This window comes from Candidatus Cloacimonadota bacterium (assembly GCA_034661015.1).
In the GTDB taxonomy this organism is placed as follows: domain Bacteria; phylum Cloacimonadota; class Cloacimonadia; order JGIOTU-2; family JGIOTU-2; genus JAYEKN01.
Genome location: JAYEKN010000258.1, coordinates 4,860 through 9,274 on the forward strand (window position 1 = coordinate 4,860; position 4,415 = coordinate 9,274).

2 protein-coding genes are annotated in these 4,415 nt (G+C 36.9%); both read right to left on the minus strand.

The window, feature by feature from the left end; all coding sequences use genetic code 11:
• Positions 1 to 270: 270 nt before the first annotated feature.
• Positions 271 to 3,207: a T9SS type A sorting domain-containing protein gene (locus tag U9P79_09330; GenBank protein MEA2104823.1), complete on the minus strand. Its 2,937-nt coding sequence runs from the start codon at positions 3,205 to 3,207 to the stop codon at positions 271 to 273.
• A gap of 345 nt (positions 3,208 to 3,552) precedes the next feature.
• Positions 3,553 to 4,415: T9SS type A sorting domain-containing protein (locus U9P79_09335; protein MEA2104824.1), on the minus strand; the 863-nt coding region annotated here is incomplete at its 5' end.

Sequence of the window (4,415 nt, forward strand, 5' to 3'; positions counted from 1 at the left end):
AACCACTGCAAGGTTGGTGCAACCGATTATTCCATCTTTTTGCCAACTGAGTTTATAGGGTGATTGGGCAAAAATCGGTTGAAAAACAAAAAAACCAATTAGGCAAAATATTATTATTTTCATTTTTGATAAATTTTTTTTTACCACGAAATACACGAAAAAACACGGAAAAGGATATGTGATAAATTAGACTGGGGTTGCATCGCTACCCCAGTAAAAAAGATGAAAACATTTTTTTTCGCTGAAAGCGATTGATAATTCAAGAATTTGCTAACGCAAAAGTATCATTTTCTTGGTTTTAGAATATTCATCCGCAGACATTTTGTAAAAATACACGCCACTGGGGAGCAAATTATTCCGTTCGTCTCTACCATTCCACGCCAAAATATGATAACCCGGATCAAATTGTTCAGCTACCAGTTCCTTCACCTTTTCACCTTTGATGTTATAAACTGCAATTTCAACTTTTACTGAAAATGGCAAACCAAAACTGATTGTTGTATTGGAATGGTGAGGATTGAAAGGATTGGGGAAATTGTCAATAGAAAAACCGGCAGGAATTTCCGCTTCCGGTTCTATGGAAAAAAAGTCAAGATATCCGGATGAAAGATATAATGCACTACTGTCTGCTACTTCTTTTAGACAACAAACATAGAGGGAATCAGTTTCATCAAAATTGATGGCAAGCTTAGAATTATTCGGCTGAAAAAACTGCCCTTCGATTCCCGAATGCCAAACATATTCCCCGCTAAATTCATCGGAACCTTCCGTATAATGGAAAGTAAATTGATAGGAAGAGTTGTAAAAATTAATTTTTGAATATACTTTTTCACCTGAATTGGAAATTGCAAAATCGTTCACATAACCATCTGAATCATAAGTCGCTAAAGTTTGTGTATCTCCAGACACAATATCAAATTTGACTATCATATCAGAGCCAACATTATGAACAAGCAGATAAATTTGATCATCAATAATTTTAACTTTTTCTAAAGATAAGAAAGAATTCTCATCACCAAGCTCAAATTCCTGATATGTTTCACCGCCATTATCCGAAAACAGAATATATATTTCTGAAGAATAGTTCTGATATGCAATGGCGATATTATTTCCTTCCGAGTCCATAGATTTGCTCTTGAGGATCTGAGAAAAAGTCGTTTCATATTCTTGCTCGAAATTTTGTCCGCCATCAGAGGAATTTGCAACGATAATTGATTGATCCATCCCTGAAAAACTACTTGAGATAAAATCCGGTGGTTGAATATCGGATAATCTGCTATCATAATGATAATCTTTGCCATATCCGGTGGGTGGATGAGTTCCATCATAGTGATACTCTTCCATATTCCACTCCGTTTGGTCTGGATGATTATAAGGGTCGCTTCCGGAACGATGAGTGTAACCTCTTCTTCTTTGAATTATTGATCCCCAAATGTGAATCTCTCCACGTTCTGTAACAATATCTTCAGCTGATTCAGGCCAGACAGGATTATACCAAGGGTAGTCTGTTCCTTCCGGAAAAATATATGGGGGACCTGAATTAGGAAGCGAATTTAGATAAGCGTCATTCTCATAAGGATATCCAACCATACTATAGGGATTATTCGGTACATTTCCGTGCAAAAGAAAACCTTGAATATTAGCAGGGACATTGGTGTCCGGGGGAAAAATAAATTTATGCAAATCAATAAAAGTGTATGTTGTGTCATTACCTGTGTATGGACTTATGCTCTCGAAATTTGGAGTCGAACCGTGAGGATGTTGATATTCAAAAGTGAAAATTCCATCGTGGTGACAAAACAGTTCACCCCAGATGCTTGGATCACCTTCTCCGATGGCAGCATAAACTCCATACATATAGATTCCATTGCAATTGGGGCTTTGTATTTCTCCTGTTTCCGGATCTCGGTGTTTATATTTCACAAATATTCTTCCTTCTGAAACCAGACCAAAATAATCTGAATAATTGGGATTGTCAGGATCATCAGGCTCGTCTCCCGGATTGGTACCACTATAAGTAATATCACCCGTAAGGTAAGCATTGCCGGAAGATCCCCAGGTTTGCTTGCCGGAAATACTACCCTCTATCCAAAGTTCTGCATCCACCCAAACGGATTCGTTATTCACACCTATCGCTGGTCCCGGTGTCCAAACAGTATCATAAATTGCTACTTCATTCACCCAGACAGTATCGCTTTCTTCAAACCAGTTTATACCGGCATTAATTGCAGCGACTACATCAGAATTGTTTCTTGGATACCAGCTTAAAACAGGAATTGATTTGACTTCAACGAGTTGAATATCACCCAACCACGATTCAAATGAAGTCCCATTGATCTTTACATAAACAATATCTGCATCTGCTCCTGCAAAGGGTTGTATTCCATTTTGTCGAATAAGATCTGCATTAGGCTCAAGGGGAATTTCCTTAATCCCGTCATCCTTATCGAGAAGCCCACCCAAAAAAATCTGGTCTTCCAAGCCTTCATCCAATCTTGCATTCGTGCCATCGTCCATAATATAACCGGCAGTTGTAACGAGTGCATGAAATGTGGGCCAACCACCTACATTTTGAACCCAAATATCATCGTTACTATGAACTTTACCAAAGAACTCGTCTTGACCCCAAAATTTAACTTTTCCGGCTTCAATACCTCCATCGGCATTCTCAGATGCTTCCCAATTGGTAAAATACTGGTATTTAGATAGCAATATTCCATATCCGGTTGAATAACAAAGCGTTAAAACGTTATTGTTATTTATGATCAAGGGTGTTTCGAACACATTTTCTGCAATACTTTCAATATTAAATATTTCTCCCTGATCTTCGGAGATAGCCTTAAAAAGCGAGGAAGTGGAATCCGAAGTGTTCTTGGTATAAAAAACAATTATATTTCCATTTGATAAAGTTTCTAAAACAGGTGCTTTATTTATTCCGGATTGGGTGTTCAAACTTGCTATATCAATTGTTGTATAAGAAAAATCTTGTCCATTATTTTCGGAAAGAGCAAAAACAATTTCACGGGTTGAATCAACTTGCTGAAAATATGTGAGGTAAACATTGTCTCCAACTATTTTATAGGCTTGTTGTCCGGCAAATTGTGTTAGATCTTCCGAACCGTTTACTAATACGGGGGGATTGAATTGAGCAGAAAGAGCAGTAAAAACGCTAATGAGTAATATTGCGGTTAGTGTTATTCTTTTCATTTTTTACCTTCCTTTTTTTATTTAGTTATACTTTCTTTTGAAAGCCTTTTAGGATTAAATTTTTTACCACGAAACACACGAAAAAACACGAAAAGGTTTTTTGATAATTTTTTCTTACCACGAAACACACGGAAAAACACGAAAAGGTTTTTTGACAATTTTTTCTTACCACGAAACACACGGAAAAACACGAAAAGGTTTTTTGATAATTTTTTTCTTACTACGAAATACACGGAAAAACACGAAAAGGATTTTTAATGAATTTGACTGGGGTTGCATCGTTAACCCAGTAAAAAATATGAAAATATTTTATTCGCTGAAAGAGATTTATAATTCAAGAAACTACTACCGTAAAAGCATCATTTTTTTGATTTCGGAATAATTACCTGCAGACATTTTGTAAAAATACACACCACTGGGGAGCAAATTATTCCGTTCGTCTCTACCATTCCACGCTAAGGCATGATAACCCGGGTCAAATTGTTTATTAGCCAGTTCCTTAACCTTTTCGCCTTTGATGTTATAAATTGAAATTTCAACCATTGACTGAGTTGCCAAACCAAAACTGATTTTGGTATTGTAATTTTGAGGATTGAAGGGATTGGGGAAATTGTTTAAGATTATGGTTTCTAAAGGAATTTCCGGATTTGTAGCGTTGGAGTGAATAATTTCTACCTCATTTGAAAATGCAGATTCGTAAGTTCCGTAAAGGGCGGTTACAGTGTAAATATAAGTTCCGGTTGGAACATCTTGGTCTGTAAAATTCAGTTCTGTTACTTCTCCGGCAAATTCATTATCCCGATAAATTCTATATCCGGTAAGGCTTCTTGTGGGTGCGGGAACTTCCCATTCGAGAACAATATCAGGGAACTGGGATGAACCGGTAAGATTGGTGGGAGCAGCAAGTGTAATCCAGATTTCTTCGATGTTTGAGGAAAAGGATTCATCACCTTCAGAGTAAAAAGCTGTAACAAAATATGAATGCTCTCCCGGGAAAATACTTTCGTCGGCATATTCCGTAACACCCGGATCATTTATTTCATAAACAAGGTTATTATTGCGATAAATATTATATCCTTCCAAACTTCGATTTGTTTCGGAGGGTTTTTGTTTATTGCTTCGGAGATTTTTATTACCGTCTTTTAGAACAGAAGGTAAAGATTCATCGCTAAAATCAGTCGGAGCATCCCATTCCAGAGTAACATCAT